Here is a 25,846-nt window from a genome sequence, read left to right as displayed (position 1 = left end):
CGTAAAACGTGAGGCAATAACTATCGCACATTGCAAAGAATCCCGCTTGCGGCGGGATTCTTTATCGGACTCGGACCGACGTTTAGTCGATGCCTTGGCTGCTCAGGTAGTCTTCGTAGTTGCCGCGGAAATCGACCACTTCGTTTTCCTTGATCTCGATGATGCGGTTCGCCAGCGACGACACGAATTCACGGTCGTGGGAAACGAAGATCAGCGTGCCGGCGTATTTTTCCAGCGCGATGTTGAGCGACTCGATCGATTCCATGTCCATGTGGTTGGTCGGTTCATCGAGCAGCAGCACGTTGTGGCGGCCCAGCATCAGCTTACCGTACATCATGCGGCCCTTCTCGCCGCCGGACAGCACCTTGACCGACTTCCTCACCTCGTCGCCGCCGAACAGCAGGCGGCCCAGGATGGAGCGCACGGCCTGGTCATCGTCGCCTTCCTTGGTCCAGTGGCCCATCCAGTCGGTCAGCGTCTCGCCGGCCGCGAACTCCTCGGTAGGATCCTGCGGCATGTAGCCGACGTTGGCGTTCTCGGCCCACTTGACCGTGCCGTGATCGGCGTGCAGGCCGGCGATATCGTCGCCGCCGATGCAGCGCAGCAGCGTGGTCTTACCCGCGCCGTTGGCGCCGATGATGGCGATGCGCTCGCCCGCCTCGACCATGATGCTGAAGTTATTGAACAGCTGGCGGTCGTACTTCTTCGAAATCGAATCCACCTCGACCGCCAGGCGGTGCAGCTTCTTCTCGCCGTCGAAACGCACGAACGGATAGGCGCGCGACGATGGCTTGATGTCGTCGACCTTGATCTTCTCGATCTGCTTGGCGCGCGAGGTCGCTTGGCGGGCCTTGGACTTGTTGGCGGCGAAGCGGCGCACGAAGTCCTGCAGCTCGGCGACCTTTTCCTTGGCCTTGGCGTTGTTGGCCAGCTGCTGGTTGCGGGCCTGGGTCGAGGCGAACATGTACTCGTCGTAGTTGCCCGGATAGATCTTCAGCGTGCCGTAGTCCATGTCGGCCACGTGGGTGCAGACCTGGTTCAGGAAGTGGCGATCATGGGAAATGATGATCATGGTGGAGTTGCGCTCGTTGAGCACGTCTTCCAGCCAGCGGATGGTGTTGATGTCCAGGTTGTTGGTCGGTTCGTCGAGCAGCAGGATGTCCGGATTCGAGAACAGCGCCTGCGCCAGCAGCACGCGCAGCTTCCAGCCTGGCGACACATTGCTCATCGGACCTTGGTGCAGGTCGATGCTGACGCCGGCGCCCAGCAGCAGCTCACCTGCGCGCGACTCGGCGGTGTAGCCGTCGTATTCGGAGACTTTGCCTTCCAGCTCGGCGGCCTTCATGTAGTCGTCGTCGGTGGCTTCGGGATTGGCGTAGATCGCATCGCGTTCCTGCATCGCCGCCCACATCTCGGTGTGGCCCATCATCACCACGTCCAGCACGCGCATCTCTTCGTAGGCGAACTGGTCCTGGCGCAGCTTACCCAGGCGCTCGTTCGTATCCAGCATCACGTTGCCGCCCGACGGTTCCAGGTCGCCGCCCAGGATTTTCATGAAGGTGGACTTGCCGCAACCATTGGCGCCGATCAGGCCATAGCGGTTGCCATCGCCGAATTTGACGGAAATGTTTTCGAACAGCGGCTTGGCGCCGAATTGCATGGTGATGTTAGCTGTGGATAGCACGAGTAAAGCCCTTAAAGCGTTGAATTTAGCAGTGATGCTGGATAACCGGGCATTTTACCATTGATGGAGCGCTGCTGGAATGGTCCGGGCCAAATCGCCTCATTGGGCAAAAACCCACATAAAACACTTATTATTATTTTATATATTTTTTTGATATCTTTTTAAAAACTGTTGATATATATTCAGCGGGTGGTTCCTAGCAAACCTTAGACAAGGAGTTTTTCCATGCATTTGGCACGCACAATTGGCAAACCCTGAGCTTCGACCTGAACGCCGATCCGTGCGTCTACAGCGCCCTGAACGGCGCGCTGAGTGGCATCAACCGCGCCGATGGCCCGATTGCGATGCGATTGGTCACCAATGCCTGGGGCTACCTGGGCTGGGAACTGCATACCCAAAACGATTTCATGAGTGTCACCACCTCGGCATTGCCGGTGCCGGAGCCCGAAACCTATGCCATGTTCCTGGCCGGACTGGGCGCGATCGGCTTCCTCAAGCGCCGTCAAAGCAAAGCACTCGCTTGAATCGGCACTACAACGTCGGGTAATCGCTGATCGTCAGATCGAAGCCGCGTTCGCTCGATACCAGATGCGCCATGCCGCCGTAAGGCAGCGTGGCGCGTTCTTTTATATGGCCGAATGGCAGGCCGGTCAGCACCGGCATTGGCAGGCGCTCGCGCAGGTAGGCCAGCATGGTCTCGAAATCGTAGCCGTTGTCGAAAGCGCTGAGCTTGTAGCCCGAGAAATCGCCCAGCACCAGCGCCCGCTGGCCGTCCAGCGCGCCGGCGTACAGCAGCTGCAACACCATGCGCTCGACCCGGTACGGATGCTCGCTGATATCCTCCAGGAACAGGATGCCATTGGGCTCAGCCGCGAAATACGGCGTGCCCAGCAGGCTGACCAGCATCGCCAGGTTGCCGCCCCACAGCTTGCCGCCGACATCGACCAGCGGATTGTCCGCGCCGCCCTCCGCCACCGCGCCGCGCACCATGTGCACCGGACCGCGCAGGCAATCCCGGAACTGCCGCATCGTGTAATCGGCCGGCGTCTCGCGGATAAAATCGTCGCACATCATCGGGCCGGCAAAGCTGATGCGGCCGGTCTGCTTCATCAACGCCATCTGGAACGCCGTGAAATCGCTGTAGCCGACGAACAGCTTGCCGCTGTCGGCCATCGCGTGAAAATCGATCGAGGGCAACAGCCGGCTCATCCCGTAGGAGCCGCGCAAGGCGATCACCACCTGCACCTCGGGATCGGCGGCGGCCGCGTTCAGCTGCGCCAGGCGGCCGGCGTCGGTGCCGGCGAAGCGCTGGAATTTTTTATCGTCGTCGTAATAGTTGTGGACCAGATGGCCTTGCTGGCGCAGGCGTTCGATGCCGTTTTGCAGTGCTGCGTGGTCGGGCGCGTAACCGCCCGTGGCGGCAATCGCGATGCCGAAAGTCGATGTGCTCAAGATGCCCCTGTCATTGATGGGTGCCGCTGCCCGCCCGGTGCGGCATCAGCGGAGGATGGTCGGGCAATATATTACCGCGCAGGTGATGCTCAAGCAAGGCAAGCAAGCGCTCGATCAACTGCGGCGGCAAGTCGTGTCCCATGCCCTCGATCACGTGCAGCCTGGCATTGGCGATCGAGGCCGCGGTGTCGGCGCCGCAGGCCAGCGGCACCAGCGGATCGGCCGCGCCATGAATCACCATCGCGGGACAGCGTATCTTGCGCAGCAACTGCGTGCGATCGCCCGACGCCACCACGGCCACCATCTGCCGCGCCATGCCGGCCGGGCAGGTGCTGCGGTCCAGCGCCCGCTCGATGCCGTCGCGCAGCTGGCGCTCCGGCGTCGGGAACGATGGGCTGCCGATAATGCGATACACCTGCACCATACGGTCGACCACGTCGCGCCGGTTGTGCGGCGAGGCTGGCGTGCGCATCAGCGCGTTGCGCGCGGCCGGCGTCGGGCCGGGCAGGCCGCGCCGGCCGCTGCTGGACATGATGGACGTCAGGCTCAGCGTGCGCCCGGGATGGCGGGCGGCGAAGATCTGCGCGATCATCCCGCCCATCGAGGCGCCGACCAGGTGCGCGCCGGCGATGCCCAGCCCATCGAGCAGGCCGAGCGCGTCGTCGGCCATGTCGTTGAGCGTGTAGGCGGGCGACTGCTTCCAGCCCACAAGCGATTTCAGGTAGGCCAGCATCAGATTGGGTTGCTTGAGATGGTCGAACTTGCTGGACAAGCCGCTGTCGCGGTTGTCGAAGCGGATCACGTAGTAGCCCTGCTCCACCAGGCCGTCGACCAGGTCCTGCGGCCACGAGATCAGCTGCATGCCCAGGCCCATGATCAGCAATACCGCCGGGTCCAGCGGATTGCCGCTGGCCTCGTAAGCGATCGTGATGCCGTTTGCTTGTGCGGTAGCCAAGGCGGTCTCTCCCAGGACGGTACGGATAACAGTATTTTGAGCATACCATTTTATCCGCGCCGGAGAAAACCGCCGCTATTCCGTGGCGCCGCGCCTGGCCGCTGCCGCCGCCGCGCGCCGGGCGGCAAAGAAGGATTTCAACATCGCGCCGCACTCGTCGGCCATGACGCCGCCGGCGATGGCGGTGTGGTGATTGAGCTGCTCCTGCTCGAACAGGTTGACCACCGAGCCGCAGGCGCCGGTCTTGGGATCGGTGGCGCCGTACACCACCTTGGCCAGGCGCGCATGCATCATCGCGCCCGAGCACATCACGCACGGCTCCAGCGTCACGTACAGCTCGCAGCCCGGCAGCCGGTAATTGCCCAGCGCCTCGGCCGCCGCCCGCAGCGCGACGATCTCCGCGTGCGCGGTCGGGTCATGCCGGCCGATCGGCTGATTGTAGCCGCGCGCGATCACCACGCCGTCCTTGACCACGACCGCGCCCACCGGCACCTCGCCCAGATCCCACGCGTGCTGGGCCTGTTCGAGCGCCTGCCGCATAAAATCGTCATCAGGCATCGGTGATTTCTGCCCAGCAGTTAGGGGTTTCGTGCAGCACCAGCTTGTGCAGGTGCAGGCCGGTGCCGTAGCGGTCCTTGTAGGCCGCCTTCAGGATCTCGAAGGCCACGTGGGCCAGGTTTTCCACGGTCGGGATGCGGTCGATCACCACCGTCTTGTGGCCCGGCAGCGTGGCGAGGAAATCGCGCACCGCGGCATCCTTCTCGTAGACGATGAAGGAATGGTCCCAGACGTCGACCAGGTGTTCCTTCGCCAGCGCCTTGATGTCGGAAAAGTCCATGATCATGCCGTTGTCGGAATTACCCTCGGCCGTGATGATGTTGCCGGTCAGCGTGATTTCCAGCGTGTAGCGGTGACCATGCAGGTTGCGGCACTGGCTCTTGTGGTCGGGGATGCGGTGGCCGGCGTCGAACTCCAGCTTGCGGGTAATGGTCAGCATGATTAGGGTATCTGTAAAAGTTTATGGGTTTGCAAGCTCAGTTTCCATTTCGGATTGCGCTTGCAGGTGTCGATCGCCAGTTTGATATTGAACTCGGCCAGCGGGCCATCCATCGCCTGCACAAAGAAATTCTCGAAGTCCAATTGCTCGTAGACCGACAAGTCCTGCCCGGTCTGGGGGATCACCACCTTGATCTCGCTGCCCTTGGTCACCACCAGCTTGGAACCCATCTTCGGGCTGACGCAGATCCAGTCCACGCCTTCCGGCACCGGCAGCGTGCCGTTGGTCTCGATCGCGATCGTGAAGCCGACCGCATGCATCGCATCGATCAGCGCGGTATCCAGCTGCAACAGCGGTTCGCCGCCGGTGAACACCACGTATTTGCTGGCGGTATAAGTGTCCGGCCACAGCGCGTTGATGGTCGCGGCCAGCGCTTCCGGCGTGGTGAACTTGCCGCCGCCTTCGCCGTCGGTGCCGACAAAGTCGGTATCGCAGAACTGGCAGACGGCGCTGGCGCGATCGCTCTCACGTCCGGTCCACAAATTGCAGCCGGAAAAACGGCAGAACACGGCGGGACGCCCGGCGTGGGCGCCCTCGCCTTGCAGCGTGTAAAAAATCTCTTTGATGCTGTAAGTCACGGCGGTTCCTGATAGGACAACCCTCAATTATATCCCACGCCACACTTTCCGGTCTATGCCGGAGGAAATTGACATGGCGCAATACTACTGCACAGCAACAACGTAATGTTGATCTGGTGGACGCTACCAGGGGAAAATAAATCATGCGCTACGCACAACCGTTCTTGGAAATTGATGTCATCGCCGTCGGCGCGTTATTACTCGCCGGCATAGCCCTCCTAATGTTGTGGCGGCAACGCCGGCTACGGGCCGCGCTCTCGGCCATGGATGCCGCACTGGCCCGCGAGCGTAGCCGCAGCGAACTGGCCGACCAGGCGCTGGCCGACACCCGCGCCCAAGTGTGCCGCCTCAACACCAGCCAGCAATCGCTGCGCGATGCCGAACGCCGCCGCATCGCCCGCGACCTGCACGACGACATGGGACAGCACCTGCTGGCCATGACCTTCGACGTCGCCAAGCTGGCGCAGCAGCATGAAGCGCTGGCCCTGCCGCTGGCCCAGGTGGAGGCGCGCCTGCAAACAGCCACCCGTTCCCTGCGCACCATTGTGCGCGATTTACGCCCGGAACAGCTGGAAAGTGGTTTGCAGGGCGCCGTCCAGCAACAGGTCGAACAGTTTTCGCGCCTGAGCGGCATACCCTGCCGGCTGGAAGCGGAAGGCGAGGCCTTCAGCGCGCCGACCGACGAGCGACTGGACGCGGCGGTCTACCGCATCCTGCAGGAAGCGCTGAGCAATATCGCCCGGCACGCTCAGGCGTCCGAGGTCTGCATCGGCCTGTGCCGCGTGTCGGGCAGCCTGAGCCTCACTGTGCGCGACAACGGCATCGGCCTGCCCGATCCGCCCGCCCGGCGCGGTTGCGGCCTGCGCGGCATCGCCCAGCGCGTGGCCGAAGCCGGCGGCCGCTTCGACATCTCCAGCCAACCAGGCCACGGCACCGCGCTGACCATGTCTTTCCCGATTCAACCAACGTTCGCATAACGGGGACCAACAATGTCCACTCAAAAAATCCAGCACCTGATGGAATTCTCGCAAGCCGACATGCAACACGGCTTCGCGCTGAAACTGATGGAACTGCTGGTCATACCGACCTTCGTCATCGATGTCCACGGCAAGGTCATCATCTGGAACCGCGCCTGCGAACGGCTGACCGGCGTCGACGCCTGGGAAGTGCTGGGCACCACCGACCACTGGAAAAGTTTTTACCACGAGCAGCGCCCGACACTGGCCGACCTGGTCATGCACGGCCGCGACGCCGATGCCCAGGCCTTGTATAACCAGCACATCCGCCGCAACGACAACGACAGCGGCCTGCGTGCCGAAAACTGGTGCGACATGCCGCGCGTGGGGCGGCGCCGCTACCTGGCGGCCGACGCCAGCCCGATCTTCGACGCCGAGGGCAAGCTGGTGGCGGTGGCCGAAACCCTGCGCGACGTCACCGACGAGAAGCGCGCCCAGGTGGCGCTGGAGCAATTGGCCACCCGCGACGGCCTGACCGGCCTGGCCAACCGCCGCTGCTTCGACGACACTTTGCATGCCGAATGGCAGCGCGCCCTGCGCCAGGAGCAGCCGCTGTCGCTGTTGATGGTCGACGTCGACAATTTCAAGCAGTACAACGACGCCTACGGCCACCTGGGCGGCGACGAATGCCTGCAAAGGATAGCGTGCGCGGTATCGAGTGAAATGCGCGCCAACGACCTGGTGGCGCGCTACGGCGGCGAGGAGTTTGCCGTGATCCTGCCCAACCAGTCGCTGAAGGGCGCGGCCATCGTGGCCGAGCGCATCCGCTGCCGGGTTGAGCAGCTGCACCTGCCCAACCTGGGCAGCACGCGGCATGTGGTGACGGTGAGCATAGGCGCGGCCACTGCGCTGGCGGCGCCGGGCGGCGACCCGAGCCAGCTGGTGGCGACCGCCGACTCGGCCTTGTACCGCGCCAAGCACATGGGCCGCAACCGGATCAGCCTGCCGGACCCGGACCAATCCTAGCCGGCGACGGTCCGTTCAGTCGAACGGATTGGCCACCGTCTGCGTGGCTGGCGGCGGCAGCTTGGCCGGCAGCTTTTGCGCCTCCAGCCGCGCCACCACCTCGCCCAGCAATTGATGCAGCGCGCGGGCGTCGGCCAGGCCGGCCTGGTCGGCGGTCAGGTCGACATCGCCGCTGAGTGTGATGCGGTCCAGGCGGTTTTCGATCGACAGCTGGCCGATGTTCAACACGTCCGACTCGTTGGCGTAGGGTACAAATTTACTCATGATTAACTCCGGGATTTACGTGGCTTGACTTTAGGCAGACGCAACATCGTCTCCTTTTGCTCGGCCGACAAGGACGGCAACAGATTGATGCCGACCCGCGCCTCCAGCTGCGCCACGCTCAGTGTTTCATATTCCGCATCGGCGCGGTTTTCGATAAAGAAGGCGGCGCCGGCGCGCTGGCGCGGGCTGTACACCAGCTTGTACAAATGGGTGGGCACCAGCACGTTGCCGGCCTTTTGCAGATTGCCGCCGATAAAGGCCGGGCCGGTGATCACGTACAGGTCGCCCTCCTTCTGCGCCAGCTTGCGCACCGCGCCCTCGATGCCGGCCCAGACGTGGCGGTTGTTGTCCGCGTCCTGCGGCACCATGTTCGCCAGCGTGAAGCTCTCGTGCTGGGTTTCGCGGTCCGGCATGTCGCCGTTCGGCGCCATGTGGCCGCGGTCGTAGCCGCTGCGGGCGTAGTCGGACAGTTCGGCGCGCACGCCGGCCGGCAACTGCGGTTCCGTGTGGAAGGAATTCTCGCGCGACAGGGTCTTGGCCGCCTCGATATTATCGGAGGTCAAATGCTCGGCCGACCACAGCGGCGTGCGGGTGATCCCCGAATGCATGACGCCGAACACGCCGAAGCACAGCTCGGTGGTGGCGGCGCTCATCTTGGCGTTGCGGATTTCGGGCAGGCGGCCGTCGACATAATGCGCCGGGCAATTGCCGGCCCAGGCCAGGCCGGCGCCCAGCAAGCCGCAAGCGAGCGCTGCCGCCGCGACAGTTCGTTGAATCAAAAACATAATTCCTTCGAGTAAATTTGGCGTGGCGGCATTCTAGCGGAGCTCGCCCGCCCGCAACAAGCGCCCGGCAACTGTGCGCAACTCCTCGCGCAGTGCGTCGGGCTCGACCACCGTGAAGGCGAACGGCGCGGCGGCCAGTTGGCGCGCCAACCAGCCCAGGTCGTCGGACTGGTTGCGCAGCAGCACACCGTCGGCGGTCTGCTCGAACAGGCCGATGGTGTCGACGAAGGCGCGCCGCGCGGTGGCCAGGTCGGTCTCCAGCAGGATCGTGGCGGAAAACTTGCGCGGCAACGCGGCCACCGACAGGCGCAAATGCTCCAGCGCATCGAATCCGGGAGGCAACTGGAAACCGCCCCGCGCCGGCGTCACCTGCAGCACGCGGTCGAGGCGGAAAGTGCGGATGTCGGCGCGCAGATAGCAATAGCCGACCGCATACCAGTACCCGCCGTAGTACGCCAGCCCGTAGGTATCGACGTCGCGCTCGGTGTCGACGCCGCCGGAGCGGTAGCGCAGGTGCACGCGCCGGCGCGACTTGGCGGCCAGGCTGAGCGCCGTCAGCGCCGCGTTGTCCTGCGGCCCGGCGGCAGGCTGGGCGATGGACCGCAAATCCAGCCGTACCGTCCCATCGATGGCGTCCACGCGCTGGCGCAAGCCGTCCGGCATGATGCGCCCCAGCTTGGCCTGCGCGCTGGCCACCGCCGGCGCCGCCTCCGCCAGCCCCAGTCCGCGCGCCGCCAGCAGACCCAGCGACAACGCCAGCGCCTCGTCGTCGGTGAACATCATCGGCGGTAATTTAAAGCCAGGCATCAACGCGTAGCCGCCGTAGCGGCCACGTTCGGCCATGATCGGGATGCCGATCTGTTCCAGCATGACGATGTAGCGGCGCAAGGTGCGGGCGTCGACGTCGAGGCGGCGCGCCATCTCGGCGCCGCTCATGCGGCCATGGGTTTGCAGCAGCTCCAGGACTGCCAGCACGCGGGTGGTTGGATGATACATGCCGCAAAGATAGCAGATTTATAGGGCCAAATCCGTCCTGATTAATCGCTAAGCTAGGCAAAACACACCAACCAGGGAGCAACACATGAGCCAAACCGCCAATCTGTGGCTATATTTTGTCGTCGTATTTGGAGTGATCGCCCTGCCCGGCCTGGACATGGCCTTCGTCATGGGCAGTTCCATGCTGGGCGGGCGCCGCTCGGGGATGGCGGCGGTCGGCGGCATCATCACTGGCGGCTTCTGCCACCTGTGCATGGGCGCGCTGGGCGTGGCGGTGGTGCTGCAATGCTGGCCGCCGCTGTTCAGGATCATGCTGCTGGCGGGCGCGGTGTACATCGCCTGGATGGGCTACAGCCTGCTGCGCAGCGACAGCATCTTCCACCCGACGCCGGGCGCCGAGGCGATGGCCGACGCCGTCATCTTCCGCCGCGCGCTGACCACCAGCCTGCTCAACCCCAAGGCCTACATCTTCATGCTGGCGATCTTCCCGCAGTTCCTCAAGCCGGGTCAGGGGCCGCTGTGGGTGCAGTCCGGCGTGCTGGGCGGCATCACCGCGCTGACCCAGCTGGGCGTCTACGGCGCGCTGGCCTATGCCGCCAGCGGCGCCAGCGGATGGTTTGCCGCGCACCCGGCCGCCGCCACGGTCGCCGCCCGCGTCATGGGCGCGCTGCTGATCCTGACAGCCGTGCTGAGCGCCAGCCAGGCCTGGATCCAGCCGTAAAAACAAAAAGGGCCGGAACCGCGACGGTTCCAGCCCTTCTAAACGTCCGCCCTACCAGAGGCTGAGTTTCATTTCAATTGCGACAACACTGCTTACTATTTTACATCGTTTTGTGACCAACAGGTGAAAAATATGATAAGGGCCAGCGTCACGACGGCTTGCTGCGGCGGGCGCTGCGCGTGGTGTTGGCGCGCCGGTGCCCGGTGCCCCCACGTGGCGCGTGGGTCTTGGCTTCCTTGGTCTCCCCGGCCTCGGACCGCTGCTTGTTGACGATGCGTGCAGCCACTTCTTCCTCCCGGCCCGGATAGCGGCCTTCCTTCTCGAATTTGTGCTCCAGCTCCTTGTATTCGCGCTCGCGCTTGGGACTCGCTCCTTTAGGCATGATCATCTCCTTACTCTGTTTGCTGGGACCATGCTACCCAAAGCGCAACACTGTCGTCGCACGCCAGCGAAATATTGCTAAAAGTTATAGATTCGCACGACCGTTCGCTGATACACTTTCTGTTCCCCGGAGCAAATACCGGTACTCAAAATCACAATAAAACGAGACATGAAAATAGCCGACATCAAGATAGGTCAGCGCCTGACCATTGCCTTCTCACTAACAACAATGATGCTCGCGGTGGTGGTCGCGGTGGGCTCGGCCGGCCTGCGCGCGACCAGCGTCGAGCACGCCTCCGGCAACGCGCAGCAGATCGCCTCCTTCTACAGCACGCTGATGATCGCGCTGGGCGTGGCCGGCGGCGCGCTCAGCCTGTTCACCGCGTGGTACATCACGCGCGGCATCGTCGGCCCGATCCGCCACGCGGTGCGGGTGGCGCGCACCGTGGCCGGCGGCGACCTCAGCTCCCACATCGAGATCCGCTCCCGCGACGAGATCGGCCAGCTGTCGGCCGCGCTGAAGGAGATGAACGCCAGCCTGATCAGCATCGTCTCCGAAGTGCGCGGTGGCACCGAGGCCATCGGCACGGCATCGTCGGAAATCGCCGCCGGCAATATGGACCTGTCCGAGCGCACCGAACGCCAGGCCGGTTCGCTGGAGGAGACCGCCTCGTCGATGGAGGAACTCACCTCCACCGTCAAGCAGAACGCCGCCAACGCGCTGCAGGCCAACCAGCTGGCGGTATCGGCCTCCGACGTCGCCGGCCAGGGCGGCGCGGTGGTGGCGCAAGTGGTGGACACGATGGCCTCGATCAACGCGTCGGCGCGCAAGATCGTCGACATCATCGCCGTCATCGACGGCATCGCCTTCCAGACCAACATCCTGGCGTTGAACGCCGCGGTGGAAGCGGCCCGCGCCGGCGAACAGGGACGCGGCTTCGCCGTGGTGGCCAACGAGGTGCGCAACCTGGCGCAACGCTCGGCCGCGGCGGCCCGCGAAATCAAGGGCTTGATCGGCGACTCGGTCGGCCAGGTCGACGCCGGCGCCAAACTGGTCGACCAGGCCGGCGTGACGATGACGGAGATCGTCGCCAGCGTGCGCCGCGTCACCGACATCATGAGCGACATCGCCGCCGCCAGCCAGGAGCAGCTGTCCGGCATTGAGCACATCAACGGCGCCATCGCCGAAATGGACCAGACCACGCAGCAGAACGCGGCATTGGTGGAACAGGCCTCGGCGGCCGCCGCCACGCTGCGCGACCAGGCCACGCATCTGCAAGGCGCGGTCGGCGTGTTCAAGCTGGTGGGCGATGCGGGCACGCGACGCAGCGCCAGCGTCAAGCCGATCAAGTCCGCGCGTCACGGCGCGCCGGGTCAGCGCGAACACTACGCCGCGCTGGAAGCACCGCCGGCGCGGCGCGCGTCGTCGGGCCGTTAAGCCGCGATCAGCTGCTCGATCTCGGCCAGCAGCTGCGGCATGGTGTCGACCACGCGCCAGGCGCCGGGGAAGTCATGGCCGCGCGTGAGCTCATTGCGCAACACGATGCAGCGGATGCCGGCCGCCGTCGCGGCTTGCAGGCCGCGCGGCGAGTCCTCCACCACCAGGCACTCGTCGGCGCGCACACCCAGCCGCTCAAGGCCCAGCAGGTAGGGATCGGGCGCCGGCTTGCTGCGCGCGTAGGTTTCGAAGGTCAGCACGAACTCGAAATGCGGCAGCAAATCCAGGCGGTCGTGGATGATCTCGAAGTGGTCGCGATTGGAGCTGGTCACCACGCCCATGCGCAGGCGCGGCGACAGGCTGGCCAGCACCTCGCCGACACCGTCGATGGCGGGGATGGTCTCGGTGGCCAGCGTGGCCGCATACTGGCGATTGCGCTCGTCGCGCCAGGCGTCGATCTCGGCGATGCTGAGCTGGGGTTCGAGCAGATGCCACGCGCCGCAATTATCGGCCAGGTACCAGTCGAAGAAGTGCTGTTCGCTCAACTCCAGCCCCAGTGGCCGGAACAGGTCCCGGTTCGCCTCGTAAAACAGGCGCTCTGTGTCCACCAGTACGCCATCGTTATCCCACAAAATCGCCCGCAGCATAGTCCCTGTTCCGTGTAAAGCGCCGGCCGGCGCGGTGTGGCTTCGTTGCAGCGGGCATTGTACCCGCTGGCCTTGCAGGGCTGGGTATGTAATACTCCGTTCAATATACTTAAAACAGAGCAACATGGCCGTTTTAGCACTGATGCCGCGCAGCCTCAAGTTCCGCATGACCGCCGTCGTGGTGATGCTGGTGCTGGTCGCGACTGTGATCGTCACCTGGGTCGCGCTGGTGCTGGCGGAGCGCAACATGAAGGGCGTGATCGGCAACCAGCAGTACGCCCTGCTCTCCTCGGCCGCCGCCCAGGTGGACGCTCAGATCACCGCGAAAAAAGCCCTGCTGGCCAGCCTCGCCGACGCCGTGCCACCCGACGCCGGCCAGGATCCGCAAGGCATGAGCGCCTTCGTGGCCCGGCATCCGGCGGTGCGCAAGCAATTCCTCAACCTGCACATCTTCAACCAGAACGGCGTGCTGATACACACCGAAGGCGAAGGCGCGGCCGTGCTGGCGCTGGACGAGCGTCCGCGCGCCTTCCTGCGCAAGGTTCTGGCCGAGGGCCGCGCCGTGGTATCGCCGCCGTTCAAGAGCATCCTGTCCGGCCGCCCCGCCATCATGATCATCCAGCCGGTGCTGGACGCACAAGGCAAGGCGGTGATGCTGCTGGGCGGTACCATCGACCTGATCGACTCCGACTTCCTGGCGCAGATCGCGGCCCAGAAGCCGGGCCAGACCGGCTACATGTTCATCATGACCACGCAGGGCATCCTGCTGCACCATCCAAATCCCAAGCGGCTGCTGGAGCACATCAACGCGCGCCCCGGCTACAACCGCGCCACCGAAATGGCGCTGCAAGGATTCGAGGGCTGGACCGAAGCGGCCAACAAGGACGGCAGCGAAGGCATCTACTCGTACAAGCACCTGTCGACGACCAACTGGATCATCGGGGCCCGCTTCCCGGTCGACGAAGCGTTCGCGCCGATGATCGAAATGCGCCGCCACGCCATGCTGGCGGCGGGCGCCTTCGCCGCGCTGGCCGGCCTGATGGCGTGGCTGGCGATCCAGACCCTGCTCAAGCCCCTGGGACAGCTGCGCCACAACATCAACGACATCCGCAACGGTGAGGCCAGCATCGGCGTGCTGCAGCGCCGGCGCGCCGACGAAATCGGCGAATTGAGCGGCGCCTTCCACGAACTAATGGCGGAACGCGAACAGACGCAGGAAGCCATTCGCGAAAGCGAATCCCTGATCAGCAATATCCTCGAACAGGCGCCGGACGCCTTCGTCAGCTGCCAGAACAACGGCACCATCACCAAATGGAACGCCGCCGCCGAGCGCACCTTCGGCTGGAGCCGCGAGGAAGCCATCGGCCGCGACATCGCCGACCTGATTATCCCGCCGGACCAGCGCGCGGCGCACATCGCCGGCATGGCGCATGTCGCCAACGGCCGCATCGGACCAATGGCCAACACGCGCGTGCGCATCACGGCGCTGCACCGCGACGGCCACGAAGTCCCGGTTGAACTGTCGATCAACGCTTTGCGGCACGGCGGCGCATACTACGCGACCGCCTTCCTGCACGACATCACCGAACGCGTGCTGTACGAACAAAAGATCGCCGACAGCGAAAAGCGCCTGCGCATGATCGCCGACAGCATCCCCGCGCTGGTCGCGTATATCGACCAGGACAACCGCTACCACTTCACCAACGAATACTTCCGCACCATGCTGGGCCTCGATCCGCAGGCGATGATAGGCCGGACCATGGAGGAAGTGCTGGGCAAGGAATTCGCCGACTCGCTGGCGCCATATCACGAGGCGGCGCTGCGCGGCGAGCGCGTACACTACGAGCGCGAACGCCGCAAGGACGGCCAGCCACAGCAAGTGATGGGCGACCTGATACCGGACATCGCCGCCGACGGCAGCGTCGCCGGCGTCTACCTGATGGTGGTCGACATCACCGAGCGCAAAAGCGCGGAGCTGCGCCAGGCCGCCAGCGAGAAACGCCTGAAGCTATTGACCGACAACCTGCCGGTGCTGATCACCTACCTGGACGACAAGCGCCGCTTCCAGTTCGTCAACGCCACTTTCTTCCAGTGGTTCGGCGTGGCGCCGGACAAGCTGATAGGCCGCCATCTGGTCGAGGGCATAGGCCGCGACCACTACGAGCAGGCCGAGGCCCACCTGGAAAAGGCCTACAGCGGCGAGAACGCCACCTACGAACTGAAGGCGCAAATCGACGGCAGCCTGCATGCGCTGGAAACCACGCTGGTGCCGGAGATCGGCGCCGACGGCACCGTGGTGGGCATCTACACGCTCACCCACGACACCACGCGCATGAAGGAAATCGAGGAGCGCCTGACGCAGCTGGCCCGCATCGACACACTGACCGGCATCGCCAACCGCCTGATGTTCGAAGAGATACTGCAACTGGCGCTGGTTCGGGCCAAGCGCAATCGCCGCTCGCTGGCGCTGGCCTACCTGGACGTCGACAACTTCAAGATCATCAACGACACCATGGGCCACGGCGCCGGTGACGTCGTGCTGAAGGAATTCGCCTCGCGGCTGGTGGGCAATGTGCGCGCCTCGGACACTGTGGCGCGGCTGGCGGGAGACGAGTTCGTGATCGTGCTGGAACAGGTGAACGGCCACGGCGAGGCCGAGCGCTTGGCGGCAAAGATCATCGATGCGATGCGCCGGCCGTTCCACATCGCCGGCAAGACGATGCGCATCACCACCAGCATCGGCATCGCGCTGCAGGAGCACGACGCCGAGACGCCGGCCGAACTGGTGGCCCGCGCCGACAGCGCGCTGTACGCGGCCAAACGCAATGGCCGCGACGGATACGCGCTGGCCGATTAGGCCGGAACGCCGCTCGCCATTGGATTGGCCACCGGCTCGGCGACCTTGAACAGCAGGTTGCGGTCGACATGGTGGAACGGCTCGTCCTGGCCGCGTATCATCATCACCGTGTCCTCTTCATAACCCCAGCTGCCATCGTCGTTGATGGTGACCTTGATGCGGTACTCGACGGTCTTGAAGCCGTATTCCAGGAAGGGATTGGAACGGATGCCGTAGGTATCGGATTCCAGCCGCGCCACCAGTTCGAACTCCTTCGCGTCCGGCGCCACCACGGCGGACGCCATGGCGATCTGCCCGCGCGGGATGCCCAGCGTCTGGATCACGGTGCTGGTGGCCGGCTCCCACAGCCAGTAGCCGACCTGCTCGTGGTAGGTCTTGGCCTGGCCAGGCTTGTTGATGATGATGAGGTAGCGCAGGCCGTAGAAAAGCTGCGGGCCATTGGTGACGGGATCGATCGGATACAGCTCGATGCGCTCCACGTATGCCTGCTTGCGCGGACCGTCCGCCTTCGGCTTGATATCGAGGCCACGCTCGCCCTTCCAGATGCCCGCCATCGGCGCCAGCGGGCCGAGGTTGTTCAGGGTGTTGACGTCGATGGTGGACGGCTCGGTGTAGATATCGCTGGAAAACTCGCTCATGCATGATCCTGTTGGTTGAAGATAGCCTCTATTGTAAGGCGATCTCGATACGATTGCGTCCCCCGGAATACCGATACGCCACCGCGCTGCCCAACTGGCGTATCAGCAGCAGGCCGACACCGCCCACGGCCTGCGCCTCGATGGGCAGCGCGGGATCGGGCGGCGGCGGGCCCTGGGTGACCGGATTGAAGGCCGGCGCCTCGTCCTCGTACACCAGCCGCGCGCCGTCGACGCCCACCCACACCGAATGCGCGCTGTCGCCACCGTGGCCGTGCAGGATGCTGTTGCGCAGCAGCTCCTCGAGTATCAGCTCCGCGCGCGCGACCACGCCCGGCCCGAGGCCAGCCTGCTTGAGCGCCAACGCGGCAAACGACATCGCGCCGGAGACCGCATCCAGCCGCGCCGGAAACCGCAACAGCTGCGCAATACCGGTTTCTTTTCTGTCCATTCGAGCATATTATCGGAATGCTTATCCCAGGAGAAGAAACATGCGTAACTTAAAAGCCGCCATTGTCACGGCGGCCGCCGTCCTCGCCGTTGGCGGCTCTTGCGCCGCCGAGCAGCCGGCCGGCATGATCAAGACCGCCAAGGGCATCGCGGCCATCGAGCGCGCCGGCAAACAGACCCCGGCCGCCCCTGGCGCCGCACTGATGGCCAGCGACCGCGTGGTCACCGGCGCCGATGGCAGCGTGGGTATCACGCTGCGCGACGAGACCCTGCTGGCGGTGGGCCCGAACAGCAATGTGTGGCTTGAAAAATACGCTTTCGATCCAACCTCGCACGACGGCGTGCTCAATGCCACCGTCAAGCGCGGCACGCTGGGCGTCATCTCCGGCAAGCTGTCCAAGCAATCGCCGGGCGCGGTGCAGTTCCGGACGCCCACCTCCATCCTGGGCGTGCGCGGCACCGAATTCGTCATCGACGTCAAGGACGGAGAGTAAAGCATGGCCATGCTGATCTGGATCGCCTGCCTGTTGGCCGCCGTCTCGCAGCAACGCACACCGACCGAGCAAATCACCCTGCTGCCCAGCCAGGACGGCAAGGCCAGCGCGGTCATCATCACCACCGCCGGTGTCGACACGGTGCTCGACCAGCCATACCAGACCGCCGCCATCGATAGCAAGGGCGCCACCGTCAGCGCCGGCAACGGCGCCGATATCGGCAGCCGCTATGCCTCCACGCTGACCGCCATGCCGCAGCGGGCCGCCGTGTTCACGCTGTACTTCATCACCGATACCGATGCGCTGGTGCCGGAATCGGCGGCGCGGCTGGCGGACATCAAGGCGCAATTGGCGTCGCGGCCCGCTCCCGAGATCATCGTCATCGGCCACACCGACACCGTCGCCAAGCAGGCGTACAACGACGAGCTGTCGCTGCGACGCGCCGCCACCGTCAAGCAAATGCTGGTGGAAGTGGGAATTGACGCGGACCGCATCGCCGTGCAGGGACGCGGCGAGCGCGAACTGCTGGTGCCCACCGCCGATGGCGTCGACGAGCCGCGCAACCGCCGCGTCGAAATCCGCGTGCGCTGATCACGCGCTGATCAGGCCACGCCGTCCCACCGCAGCACCAGCAAGGTCAGGTCGTCCGAGGGTTCGGCCTGGCCCACATGCAGCCGCACGTCGTCGCGCACGGCCTGCACCACCGCCGCCGGCGTTGTCGCGGGCAGTGCGGCCAGCAAGCGGTCCAGCCGTGCATTGCCGTACAGGTTCCCTGCTTCGTTCATCGCCTCGTTGATGCCGTCGGTGGTCAGGCACAGGCACTCGCCGGCTTGCAGCTGGTAGTGCCGCACCGGATATTCGAAGTCCTCCAACACGCACAACGGCGGGCCGTCCGCCGCATGCAGGTGTTCGACGCGGCCATCCACGGTCAGGCGCCGCGGCGCGTCATGGCCGGCGTTGCACAGGAAGACCTGGCCGTTGGAGGCATCCAGTATGCCGGCCACGCTGGTCACGAACAGCATCTCCGGATTCTCGCGGGTCAGCTCGCGGTTGGCGCCGTTCATGATGGCCGCCATTTCCGATGGGCCGCGCAACGCGACACTCTTGGACAGCGCCTTCGCCACCACCATGAACAGACTCGCCGGCAAACCCTTGCCCGACACGTCGCCGACCATGAAGAACACGCGGTCCTGATCCAGCATGAAGAAGTCGTACAGATCGCCGCCCACCTCGCGCGCCGGCTCAAGCAAAGCATCCAGCGAGAAGCGCCGCTCGCCGGGGAAGGCCAGCGCGGCTTGCGGCAGCGTCGCCATCTGGATGCGGCGCGCGGCACCCAGCTCACCGGCCACCTTGGCGGCGGACACCCGGGCCATCTGCAAGGCGCGCTCGCTGTGCTTGCGATCGCGCACCGCCGCCGTCAGCATGCTGGCCAACATGCTCAGTCCCACCACGCCGATCGCGCACACCACGCCCGCCGCGTCGAACAGCAAGCCCGCGCGCGCGAACAACAGCGCACCGCCGCCGAACAAGCCCACTGCCAGCGCGCCGCACAAGGGCGCCGACACCAGCAAGCGCAATCTGGGCAGCCACCAGACCAGCAGCAGGCTGCAAACGCCGAACAACGCCACTTCCGCCCAACGCATCCACGCTGGCCGGCGCAGGAAGGCGCCGTCGAAGAAGCTCTCGATCATCTGCGCGTGCGTATCCACACCGGGCATGAAGTCGCCGCGCGCGTTCGTCTTGTAGTCAGTCAGGCCCAGCCCCGTCATGGCGACGATGACGATCTTGTTCTGCAGCGCGCCGGGAGCGAGCCGGCCGCGCATCACGTCCAGCGCCGATGCGTAACGGTCCATCGCCGGTGCCGAAAAGTTAACCCACACCGCGCCATCGGGCGTGGTCGGCACGCGCAGGTCGCCGACCGACACGCTGTGGACGCCGTCGTCGCCGGCCTCGATCTCCAGCGCCGAGCTGCCCGTCGCAACGCGCAGCAACTCCATCGAAAACGCCGGCACCAGCGTGTCGCCGATGGCGCCAACGAGCGGTGCGCGGCGCACCAGGCCCCGCTCCAGATCCACCGACAACAGCCCCTGCCCCTTGGAGGCCGCCTGCAGCAAGGGCAAACTGGACATCGCCTGCGGGAAGCGCATCACCTTTAGCGACGACGCCGGCCGGTTCACATGCACCGGCCATACGCGCAAGGCATCACTGGTGCCGGCCTCGGGATGCGCAAATCCCGCCGCGCCCAGCACGATGGGCGCGCGCCGTATCGCGGCGGCCAGCACGTCGTCATACGGGGGAAGCACCGCCAGACTGTCGCGCAATGGACCGGGAGGCAGCCGCGCCGCAAGCGCCTCGGGCGAGGTGGTGTCGGGCTCCGGCATCAGGATATCGAGCCCGATGGCCAGCGGCTGCTGCGCGTTGATGTGCTCTATCAGCTCGGTCAAGCGCGTGCGCGGCCATGGCCACTGGCCGAACTCCTTGAGCGAAGCTTCGTCGATGGCGATGATTTGCACCGGCCCGGATACGCGCTGACGCGGCAGGTGGACCTGATAGGCGTTGAACAAGGCAAGCCGCAGCTGCGGCAGCACGCCGTCGCCGCCCGACGCCAGCGCCACGGCCAGCAGGCACGCCAACACCAGCGCCAGCGGCCTGCCCCGGCCGGCGCGGATGCCGCCCAGGGCCATGGTTCTCAAGCGGAGCAGCATGGCCGCGCTTACAGTTCGATTTCCATGCCGTCGTAGGCGGAGACGATGTCCAGCGGCGCCTCGCCGGTGATCTCGGCGTAGCGCCGCGTCTCGGCCAGCACGCGGGCGATCTGCGCATCGTCGTAAATCGGCTCGTGATGGAACAGGCAAAGCTGGTGGACGCCGGCCAGCTGGCACAACTCGACGCCGACCACATTGCTGGAGTGGCCCCAGTCGGCCTTCACCGAAATGGAATCGGCCAGCGAATACATGGCGTCGAAGATCACCAGGTCGGCGTCGCGGAAGAACTCAACGAAGGCTAATCGCTCGGCGGCGTTATCCAGCTTGTGTTCGGAGTCGGTGCTGTAGACCATGGCCTTGCCGCCCTGCTCCAGCCGATAGCCGTAGGAGTCGCCCGCATGCAGCTGCAGCTTGGCGGTCACGGTCACGTCATGCAGACGCAGTGGCACACCCGGCTCCATCCGCACGAACTCGATGGTCGCGCCCAGCTGGTGGAAGCCGACCGGGAAGCTGATCGGCTCCTGCTGGCGGCGGAACGCCGTCTCCAGCTCCTCGTGGCAGCCGTAGATGACGATGCGGTTGCCCGGTATATAAGCCGGCGTGAAAAACGGGAAGCCCATGATGTGATCCCAATGGAGATGGGACATGAACACATGGTAGGTCTGCGGCTTGCCCGGACCGTAGCGCGCCAGCTTGGCGCCGGCCAGCGCACGCACACCCGAACCCAGATCAAGAATGATATGTTCATGCACGGCGTCCGGGTCCCACACCTCCACCTCGACGCAACTGGAATTGCCGCCATAAGTGCCGCGCACATCGAAACCCAGGTCGTTGTCGATATACGACGCCACCTTCTCCGGCGTGTCGAGGTTGCGGCCGATGGCGCCTTCCAGCGCCGTCACCAGCTTGGAGCGGATCTGCTTGTGGTTCAGCGCCACCGGCAGCGAGCCGCGCGCGCCCCAGATGCGCGCCTTCATGAACCGCCGCCGACCACCGCCAGCGCGGCGACGCGGTCGGGGAAGATCTCGAACAACATGTCGAAGCGGCTGATGGTGAACACCTCCAGCACCAGCGGCTGCAGCGACGCCAGCACCATGCGCCCGCCCTGCGCCTTGACCTGCTTGATCGCCACCATCAACGCGCGCAGGCCAATGCTGCTGATGTAACTGACACCGCTGAAATCAAGCACCAGCGGGACGCCATCCTTGGTACAGTCGCTCAGGTGCGGGTCCAGTGCGAGTTTGAAGGCATCGGCATGGGTATGATCGATGCGGCCGGCGGGGCTGAGCACAAGCGTGCTGCCGGCTTGCTGCGGCTGAAGTTCCATAATGATGACGCCCTGTGCGGATGAAGATGGCATTTTGTCTTGAGATTTTCCATTTTTACATCTTTCAGTGCAATAAGCAATTCCGGGGAGAATCGCCTGTACGTGATATTCTTCGGCCTCGAAGCAATCAGGGAGAACGCACATGTCGCCGGTCGACAAATTTTTCAAGCTCACCGAGCATGGCAGCAACGTCAGGACCGAAGTGGTCGCGGGCATCACCACCTTCCTGACGATGGCCTATATCATCTTCGTCAACCCCGCCATCCTGGGCGACGCCGGCGTGCCCAAGGACGCGGTGTTCGTCGCCACCTGCCTGGCGGCGGCGCTGGGCACCATCATCATGGGCCTGTACGCCAACTACCCGATCGGCATGGCGCCGGGCATGGGCCTGAACGCCTACTTCGCCTACGCCGTGGTGCTGGGCATGGGCGTGCCGTGGCAATCGGCGCTGGGCGCGGTGTTCATCTCCGGCTGCCTGTTCATCCTGGTGAGCGTGTTCAAGGTGCGGGAGCTGATCGTCAACGGCATCCCACATTCGCTGCGGGTGGCCATCACGGTGGGCCTGGGCCTGTTCCTGGCGCTGATCGCCATGAAGGGCGCCGGCCTGGTGGTCGCCAGTCCCGAAACGCTGGTGCGCGTGGGCGACATGCACAAGCCGCAAACCATCATGGCCGTTTTCGGCTTCCTGCTGATCGTCACGCTGGACCGCCTGCGCGTGCCCGGCGCGCTGTTGATCGGCATCGTGGTGGTGACGGTGATGAGCTTCTTCTTCGGCGGGAACACCTTCCACGGCTTCATGTCGCTGCCGCCATCGCTGGAGCCGACGTTGTTCAAGTTCGACCTGAAAGGCGCCTCCTCGCTGGGATTGTTCAATGTGGTGCTGGTGTTCTTCCTGGTTGAACTGTTCGACGCCACCGGCACGCTGATGGGCGTGGCCAGCCGCGGCGGCCTGCTGGTCGACGGCAAAATGAAGCGCCTGAACAAGGCGCTGCTGGCCGACAGCTGCGCCATCGTGGCCGGTTCCATGCTGGGCACCTCCAGCACCACGGCCTACCTGGAAAGCGCGGCCGGCGTGCAAGCGGGCGGACGCACCGGCCTGACGGCGCTGGTGGTGGCGGCGCTGTTCCTGGCGGCGCTGTTCTTCGCGCCGATCGCCGGCGTGGTGCCGGCCTACGCCACCGCCCCGGCGCTGCTGTTCGTCGCCTGCCTGATGCTGCGCGACCTGGTTGACGTGGACTGGAGCGACACCACCGAAAGCGTGCCGGCCGCGATCACCGCGCTGGTGATCCCGTTCACCTACTCCATCGCCCACGGCATCGCCTTCGGTTTCATCACCTACGCCGGCTTGAAGCTGCTGACCGGCCAGGCGCGCCAGGTCAAGCCGGTGGTGTGGGTGATCGCCGCGCTGTTCCTGTTCAAGTACGCGTACGTCAGCGGCTAAGCGCCGCCCGCTGCGGAGATGCCACCAGCGTCGGCATCTCCCGCACCGCCAGGATGCCGACGACGTTATTGAGTCGCATGCGGCATAGCGTCAGCGGATCCTCATCCTCCGCCGCCAGCCGTATCTGCACGTCCACGCCCTGCGGATGCGTGGTCGTGCGCAGGCTGCGCAACTCCAATCCCAGACGGCGCACAATCGCCAGCACGGCCTCCAGCGTGGCGATGGCGTCGTCCGGCTCGATGCAAAATCGGTAGCTTTTTTGTGTGGTATTCATGCAACCAGAATATCCGGGAAGCCGCAAAATAGGCTTCCTTGTTTTGCTCCGTTCCGCGCAGATTGAAGAAGATTATCCCGCTTGATATAAAATCCGAGGAATAATCATCTTTCACGGAAAAACAACATGGAAATCGACGAACTCGACCGCAGTATCTTGCGCGAGCTGCGCCGCGACGGCCGCCTGAGCAACACCAAGCTGGCGGAAAAAGTCGGCCTGTCCACCACGCCGTGCTGGAACCGCGTGCGGGCGCTGGAAGAAGGCGGCATGATCGAGGGCTACACCGCCCTGCTCAGCCAGAAGGCGCTGGGCTACCCGGACACGGTGATCATCGAAGTCACGCTGGACCGGCACGACGACGACATCTTCGAAAAATTCGGCCAGGCGCTGGCGGACCTGCCGGAAGTGATGGAAGCCTACCTGCTGACCGGCGAGTACGACTACCTGATCAAGGTGGCGGTGGCGGGGACGGCCGGCTACGAGGAATTCCTGCGCCGCAAACTATACAAGCTCCCCGGCCTGCGCCACAGCCGATCCACCTTCGTCCTGCGCTGCCTGAAACGGGCGCACTCGGTCGAGCCCTGAACCGCCTTGTGTTGTCAACCGCACAGATAGAGCGCACGAATCGGCGCATTGTGCGGGGACTAAAACAACGACAAGAGGATGACCATGAACAAGCCTATACAAATCGCCGTGGCTGCCGCAACCCTGGCGCTGGCATCGCAAGCCATGGCGCAAATCACATTTTACGAGCATGACGGCCTGCGCGGGCGCGCCTTCACCGCCACCCGGTCCGTCAACGACTTCTCGCGCACCGGCTTCAACGACCGCGCCTCGTCGGTGGTGGTCGACCGCGGCCAGTGGGAAGTCTGCGACGACGCCAACTTCAGCGGCCATTGCATGGTGCTGCGCCGCGGCAGTTATGAATCGCTGAGCGGCATGGGCATGAACGACCGCATCTCGTCGGTGCGTCCGGTGGGCCGTCGCGCCCGCTACGACAACGAAGCCCCGCCACCGCTGCCGCAACCGACCTATGAATACCGCCGCCGACCCAGCGAGCGCGTGGTTGACGTGCCGATCACCTCGGTGCGCGCCGTGGTCGGCACGCCGGAGCAGCGCTGCTGGGTCGAACGCCAACAGGTGAGCGAACCGGCCTCCAACGGCAACAATGTCGGCGGCGTCATTGCCGGCGCGCTGATCGGCGGCATCCTGGGCCACCAGGTGGGCGGCGGCACTGGGCGCGACGTGGCCACGGCCGGCGGCGCGGTAGCCGGCGCGGCCATCGGCAACAACATGGCCAACAACCGCAACCAGCAGACCTACGCGCGCGACGTTCGTCGTTGCGAAAACGTCAGCAATCCGAAGCCGGAATACTGGGATGTGACGTACAACTATCGCGGGCTGGAGCACCGTGCGCAGTTGAGCGCGCCTCCGGGCACGACCATCGCCGTCAACGCCAGGACCGGCGAACCACGCATGTAAGCCTCAAATAATTGCCCACATCCCAGAAATTAACTGGGAGGTGGGCAAGCGAACACGTATACTTGAGGCCCCTCCCGATGGGCAGGCCTTGAGACCGCATGCGTACACTACTTCCCTATTCCTACTACGGCGCCGATACCGACGAGCAGCAGCAGTTCTATTCCGAGTTGCGTCCGGTCGCCATCATCTCCCAAAGCGTCGGGCTGCTGAGCTGGATCACTGCCGCCGTCATCCTGGCCTCCAGCGGGCAGACGCTGCAGGCCAGCCTGCTGTTCGGCGTACCCGGCATGCTGCTCAGCCTGGGCATCTCGCTGTGCGCGCGCTCGGTCCGGGCGCTGGTCGTCTCCGGCATCGTCGGCACCACCGCCACCGCGTTCGCCTTTCGCCTGCTGGTGGCGTACTGCCCCGACCCGACGTTCTGGGTGCTGCCGGTCGGCACGGTGCTGACGCTGTCGGCGGCGCCCATCTTCGGTGGCATGCTCAACTACATCGGCGCGGCCATTGCCGTGTGGCTGATACTCACGGTCGGCAATTTTCCCGCGCATCCGGGAGAGCTGACGTTCAATCTATCCTTGCTGGTCATGGGCAGCAGCTTCGCCATGGCGATCTACCTGCACGCCTACTTCCTCAAGCTGCGGATACGCAGCCACCGCGCGCGGCGCGAGCTGGCGGAGATGGCCTACAAGGACCTGCTCACCGGCCTGAACAATCGGCGCAAATTCACGCTCGAGGCGCGCCGCGCGCAATCGCACGCCTCGGACGCGCCGCTATTTTTCCTGATGATAGACATCGACGACTTCAAGAAAATCAACGACACGCTGGGCCACGACGCCGGCGACGAGGTACTGATCCGCACGGCGCAGGTCATCGCCAGGTTGGGAACTGGCCACCTGTGCGGCCGGCTGGGAGGCGAAGAATTTGGCGTCCTATTCCACGGCGAAGCTGCGGAAGCGCTGGATTTTGCCGTCGCACTGCTGGATGGCGTTCGCAGGGCGACGCACCCGCCACGCACGGTAAGCATCGGCATCGCGGAATTCGACAGGGACGCCGACCTGTCAGTGAGCTACAAGCGCGCCGACGAAGCGCTCTATCTCGCCAAGCGGCACGGCAAGAACCGCTACGTGCTATCGAACGCCACCAAAGCCGCCGCATAAAATTGGGGTCAAGTCTGACATTCGGACACGAGCCCATCTGTTGGGCCGGTGTCCGAAGCCTCTACTGCTGGGGTCGTGTCCGAATGT

27 protein-coding genes and 2 pseudogenes are annotated in these 25,846 nt (G+C 64.8%); 12 read left to right on the top strand and 17 right to left on the bottom strand.

What is annotated here, in order from left to right:
• Positions 1-82 precede the first annotated feature (82 nt).
• A complete protein-coding gene (locus ACUJB0_RS01025; RefSeq protein WP_444843560.1) occupies positions 83-1,684 on the bottom strand; it encodes an ABC-F family ATPase in 1,602 nt (533 codons plus the stop codon).
• A 401-nt stretch (positions 1,685-2,085) separates the two neighbouring features.
• Here ACUJB0_RS01025 and ACUJB0_RS01020 point away from each other — a divergent pair.
• Positions 2,086-2,208 (top strand): annotated as a pseudogene (locus ACUJB0_RS01020) (PEP-CTERM sorting domain-containing protein); the annotation flags it as partial.
• A gap of 7 nt (positions 2,209-2,215) precedes the next feature.
• Here the strand turns inward: ACUJB0_RS01020 and ldcA are convergent.
• The 5 genes from ldcA to queE form a co-directional block, all read right to left on the bottom strand.
• On the bottom strand, positions 2,216-3,136 hold the full coding sequence (gene ldcA / locus ACUJB0_RS01015; protein ID WP_444843559.1) for a muramoyltetrapeptide carboxypeptidase: 921 nt from the start codon (positions 3,134-3,136) through the stop codon (positions 2,216-2,218).
• 10 nt (positions 3,137-3,146) lie between these two features.
• Positions 3,147-4,091 carry an alpha/beta fold hydrolase gene (locus ACUJB0_RS01010; protein ID WP_444843558.1) on the bottom strand — a complete coding sequence of 315 codons (945 nt, stop codon included), beginning with the start codon at positions 4,089-4,091 and terminating at the stop codon, positions 3,147-3,149.
• A gap of 75 nt (positions 4,092-4,166) precedes the next feature.
• Complete coding sequence (gene tadA, locus ACUJB0_RS01005; RefSeq protein WP_444843557.1) at positions 4,167-4,649, bottom strand: tRNA adenosine(34) deaminase TadA; 483 nt, start codon at positions 4,647-4,649, stop codon at positions 4,167-4,169.
• On the bottom strand, positions 4,642-5,088 hold the full coding sequence (queD, locus tag ACUJB0_RS01000) for a 6-carboxytetrahydropterin synthase QueD (RefSeq protein WP_117015083.1): 447 nt from the start codon (positions 5,086-5,088) through the stop codon (positions 4,642-4,644). The genes tadA and queD overlap by 8 nt, the downstream gene beginning before the upstream one ends.
• Before the next feature lie 2 nt (positions 5,089-5,090).
• Positions 5,091-5,726 carry a 7-carboxy-7-deazaguanine synthase gene (gene queE / locus ACUJB0_RS00995; protein WP_444843556.1) on the bottom strand — a complete coding sequence of 212 codons (636 nt, stop codon included), beginning with the start codon at positions 5,724-5,726 and terminating at the stop codon, positions 5,091-5,093.
• Between the two features lie 263 nt (positions 5,727-5,989).
• On the opposite strand from queE, the gene ACUJB0_RS00990 reads away from it, so the two are divergent.
• Together ACUJB0_RS00990 and ACUJB0_RS00985 are read left to right on the top strand one after the other, a co-directional pair.
• The gene (locus ACUJB0_RS00990) at positions 5,990-6,703 is read left to right on the top strand and encodes a sensor histidine kinase (protein WP_444843555.1); all 714 of its coding nucleotides are present in this window, start codon (positions 5,990-5,992) and stop codon (positions 6,701-6,703) included.
• A gap of 12 nt (positions 6,704-6,715) precedes the next feature.
• Positions 6,716-7,708, top strand: coding sequence for a sensor domain-containing diguanylate cyclase (locus ACUJB0_RS00985; RefSeq protein ID WP_444843554.1), 993 nt, complete (start codon positions 6,716-6,718; stop codon positions 7,706-7,708).
• A 15-nt stretch (positions 7,709-7,723) separates the two neighbouring features.
• Here ACUJB0_RS00985 and ACUJB0_RS00980 read toward each other — a convergent pair whose 3' ends face one another.
• Genes ACUJB0_RS00980 through ACUJB0_RS00970 form a run of 3 tightly spaced genes read right to left on the bottom strand, consistent with a single transcriptional unit; the run spans position 7,724 to position 9,753 of the window.
• Complete coding sequence (locus ACUJB0_RS00980) at positions 7,724-7,972, bottom strand: hypothetical protein (protein ID WP_161088690.1); 249 nt, start codon at positions 7,970-7,972, stop codon at positions 7,724-7,726.
• Positions 7,973-7,974: 2 nt separating this feature from the next.
• Complete coding sequence (locus ACUJB0_RS00975; protein WP_444843553.1) at positions 7,975-8,757, bottom strand: DNA/RNA non-specific endonuclease; 783 nt, start codon at positions 8,755-8,757, stop codon at positions 7,975-7,977.
• Between the two features lie 33 nt (positions 8,758-8,790).
• Positions 8,791-9,753, bottom strand: coding sequence for a helix-turn-helix transcriptional regulator (locus ACUJB0_RS00970; RefSeq protein ID WP_444843552.1), 963 nt, complete (start codon positions 9,751-9,753; stop codon positions 8,791-8,793).
• An 85-nt stretch (positions 9,754-9,838) separates the two neighbouring features.
• Here ACUJB0_RS00970 and ACUJB0_RS00965 point away from each other — a divergent pair, with 85 nt between their 5' ends.
• A complete protein-coding gene (locus ACUJB0_RS00965) occupies positions 9,839-10,474 on the top strand; it encodes a LysE family translocator (protein WP_444843551.1) in 636 nt (211 codons plus the stop codon).
• A gap of 148 nt (positions 10,475-10,622) precedes the next feature.
• Here the strand turns inward: ACUJB0_RS00965 and ACUJB0_RS00960 are convergent, their stop codons facing one another.
• The gene (locus ACUJB0_RS00960; RefSeq protein ID WP_444843550.1) at positions 10,623-10,856 is read right to left on the bottom strand and encodes a hypothetical protein; all 234 of its coding nucleotides are present in this window, start codon (positions 10,854-10,856) and stop codon (positions 10,623-10,625) included.
• A gap of 285 nt (positions 10,857-11,141) precedes the next feature.
• Here ACUJB0_RS00960 and ACUJB0_RS00955 point away from each other — a divergent pair.
• Positions 11,142-12,293: pseudogene (locus tag ACUJB0_RS00955) on the top strand (methyl-accepting chemotaxis protein); the annotation flags it as partial.
• On the opposite strand, the gene ACUJB0_RS00950 reads toward ACUJB0_RS00955, so the two are convergent.
• Complete coding sequence (locus ACUJB0_RS00950) at positions 12,290-12,940, bottom strand: HAD family hydrolase (protein WP_444843549.1); 651 nt, start codon at positions 12,938-12,940, stop codon at positions 12,290-12,292. The pseudogene ACUJB0_RS00955 and the gene ACUJB0_RS00950 overlap by 4 nt on opposite strands.
• Before the next feature lie 124 nt (positions 12,941-13,064).
• Here ACUJB0_RS00950 and ACUJB0_RS00945 point away from each other — a divergent pair, with 124 nt between their 5' ends.
• Positions 13,065-15,797: a sensor domain-containing diguanylate cyclase gene (locus ACUJB0_RS00945; RefSeq protein ID WP_444843548.1), complete on the top strand. Its 2,733-nt coding sequence runs from the start codon at positions 13,065-13,067 to the stop codon at positions 15,795-15,797.
• Here the strand turns inward: ACUJB0_RS00945 and ACUJB0_RS00940 are convergent.
• Positions 15,794-16,435 (bottom strand): FABP family protein, encoded by a 642-nt coding sequence (locus tag ACUJB0_RS00940; RefSeq protein ID WP_161082661.1) that lies wholly within the window; start codon positions 16,433-16,435, stop codon positions 15,794-15,796. The two genes, ACUJB0_RS00945 and ACUJB0_RS00940, sit on opposite strands and share 4 nt — an antisense overlap.
• A gap of 28 nt (positions 16,436-16,463) precedes the next feature.
• On the bottom strand, positions 16,464-16,883 hold the full coding sequence (locus ACUJB0_RS00935) for an ATP-binding protein (RefSeq protein ID WP_444843547.1): 420 nt from the start codon (positions 16,881-16,883) through the stop codon (positions 16,464-16,466).
• Between the two features lie 40 nt (positions 16,884-16,923).
• On the opposite strand from ACUJB0_RS00935, the gene ACUJB0_RS00930 reads away from it, so the two are divergent.
• Positions 16,924-17,376, top strand: coding sequence for a FecR family protein (locus ACUJB0_RS00930; RefSeq protein WP_161088681.1), 453 nt, complete (start codon positions 16,924-16,926; stop codon positions 17,374-17,376).
• Positions 17,377-17,379: 3 nt separating this feature from the next.
• Complete coding sequence (locus tag ACUJB0_RS00925) at positions 17,380-17,967, top strand: OmpA family protein (RefSeq protein WP_444843546.1); 588 nt, start codon at positions 17,380-17,382, stop codon at positions 17,965-17,967.
• A gap of 11 nt (positions 17,968-17,978) precedes the next feature.
• Here ACUJB0_RS00925 and ACUJB0_RS00920 read toward each other — a convergent pair whose 3' ends face one another.
• The 3 genes from ACUJB0_RS00920 to ACUJB0_RS00910 are packed head-to-tail and all read right to left on the bottom strand — an operon-like array spanning position 17,979 to position 21,441.
• The gene (locus ACUJB0_RS00920; protein ID WP_444843545.1) at positions 17,979-20,081 is read right to left on the bottom strand and encodes a CHASE2 domain-containing protein; all 2,103 of its coding nucleotides are present in this window, start codon (positions 20,079-20,081) and stop codon (positions 17,979-17,981) included.
• 8 nt (positions 20,082-20,089) lie between these two features.
• Entirely contained in the window at positions 20,090-21,058 is a 969-nt protein-coding gene (locus ACUJB0_RS00915; RefSeq protein WP_444843544.1) for an MBL fold metallo-hydrolase, read from the bottom strand.
• Complete coding sequence (locus ACUJB0_RS00910; protein ID WP_444843543.1) at positions 21,055-21,441, bottom strand: STAS domain-containing protein; 387 nt, start codon at positions 21,439-21,441, stop codon at positions 21,055-21,057. The genes ACUJB0_RS00915 and ACUJB0_RS00910 overlap by 4 nt, the downstream gene beginning before the upstream one ends.
• A gap of 109 nt (positions 21,442-21,550) precedes the next feature.
• Between ACUJB0_RS00910 and ACUJB0_RS00905 the strand changes: the two genes are divergently transcribed.
• Positions 21,551-22,849, top strand: a complete 1,299-nt coding sequence (locus ACUJB0_RS00905; RefSeq protein WP_161088676.1) for an NCS2 family permease — start codon at positions 21,551-21,553, stop codon at positions 22,847-22,849.
• On the opposite strand, the gene ACUJB0_RS00900 is transcribed toward ACUJB0_RS00905, so the two are convergent.
• Positions 22,839-23,123, bottom strand: coding sequence for a hypothetical protein (locus ACUJB0_RS00900; RefSeq protein ID WP_444843542.1), 285 nt, complete (start codon positions 23,121-23,123; stop codon positions 22,839-22,841). The two genes, ACUJB0_RS00905 and ACUJB0_RS00900, sit on opposite strands and share 11 nt — an antisense overlap.
• Before the next feature lie 126 nt (positions 23,124-23,249).
• Between ACUJB0_RS00900 and ACUJB0_RS00895 the strand changes: the two genes are divergently transcribed.
• The 3 genes from ACUJB0_RS00895 to ACUJB0_RS00885 all read left to right on the top strand — a co-directional run bounded on the left by ACUJB0_RS00895 (position 23,250) and on the right by ACUJB0_RS00885 (position 25,759).
• On the top strand, positions 23,250-23,708 hold the full coding sequence (locus ACUJB0_RS00895) for an Lrp/AsnC family transcriptional regulator (protein ID WP_117015064.1): 459 nt from the start codon (positions 23,250-23,252) through the stop codon (positions 23,706-23,708).
• 84 nt (positions 23,709-23,792) lie between these two features.
• Complete coding sequence (locus ACUJB0_RS00890; protein ID WP_444843541.1) at positions 23,793-24,605, top strand: beta/gamma crystallin-related protein; 813 nt, start codon at positions 23,793-23,795, stop codon at positions 24,603-24,605.
• A gap of 98 nt (positions 24,606-24,703) precedes the next feature.
• Positions 24,704-25,759: a GGDEF domain-containing protein gene (locus tag ACUJB0_RS00885; protein ID WP_444843540.1), complete on the top strand. Its 1,056-nt coding sequence runs from the start codon at positions 24,704-24,706 to the stop codon at positions 25,757-25,759.
• Positions 25,760-25,846: the final 87 nt, after the last annotated feature.

It is taken from the genome of Duganella caerulea (assembly GCF_040362985.1).
GTDB lineage: Bacteria > Pseudomonadota > Gammaproteobacteria > Burkholderiales > Burkholderiaceae_D > Rugamonas > Rugamonas vulcania.
The sequence above is the reverse complement of the archived record's forward strand: the minus strand, read 5'-3'. Positions and strand labels throughout refer to the sequence as shown.